The sequence below is a fragment of the Vescimonas sanitatis genome, from assembly GCF_049060325.1.
GTDB lineage: Bacteria > Bacillota > Clostridia > Oscillospirales > Oscillospiraceae > Vescimonas > Vescimonas sanitatis.
In genome coordinates this window covers 1-491 of record NZ_JBMGPW010000036.1, presented here as the reverse complement: position 1 = coordinate 491, position 491 = coordinate 1, and the positions used below count along the sequence as shown (strand labels likewise).

1 protein-coding gene is annotated in these 491 nt (G+C 75.2%); it reads right to left on the bottom strand.

Annotated features, from left to right (window positions below; all coding sequences use genetic code 11):
• Nucleotides 1-476: histidinol dehydrogenase (locus ACOMDU_RS13630; RefSeq protein ID WP_421130701.1), on the bottom strand; the 476-nt coding region annotated here is incomplete at its 3' end.
• Nucleotides 477-491: the final 15 nt, after the last annotated feature.

The window sequence follows — 491 nt, the reverse complement described above, 5'->3', positions numbered from 1 at the left end:
GTCACCGCGAGGCTCCCCACGCCGGCGGCCTGCGCGGGCACCACGTTCATCACCACCGAGGAGGGGTACACGGCGCGGCCGCCGGGCACGTACAGGCCCACGCGGCCCACGGGGATCCAGTGGTTCTCCACGACGGCGCCCTCGCCGAGCTCGACCGAGGAGTCCTGGGGGTGCTGGGCGTCGTGCACGAGCCGGGCCCGGTGGATCGACTCCTCCAGGGCGGCGCGCACCCGCGGGTCGAGCCCGGCCAGGGCGGCCTCGAGCGCCTCCCCGGGCACGCGCAGGGCCGGCGGACGGACACCGTCGAACCGCTCAGCCAGCTCCAGCAGGGTCTGCTCGCCGCCGTGGCGGACCTGCTCGATGATCGGGGCGACCACCGGCACCACGGAGGACACGTCCACGTTCGCCCGCGGGATGATGCGGGACAGGTCCGCGGTGGCGGTGTCGAGCGGGCGCAGGTCGGTGACGGAGAGCACGGATTCCTCCAGAGG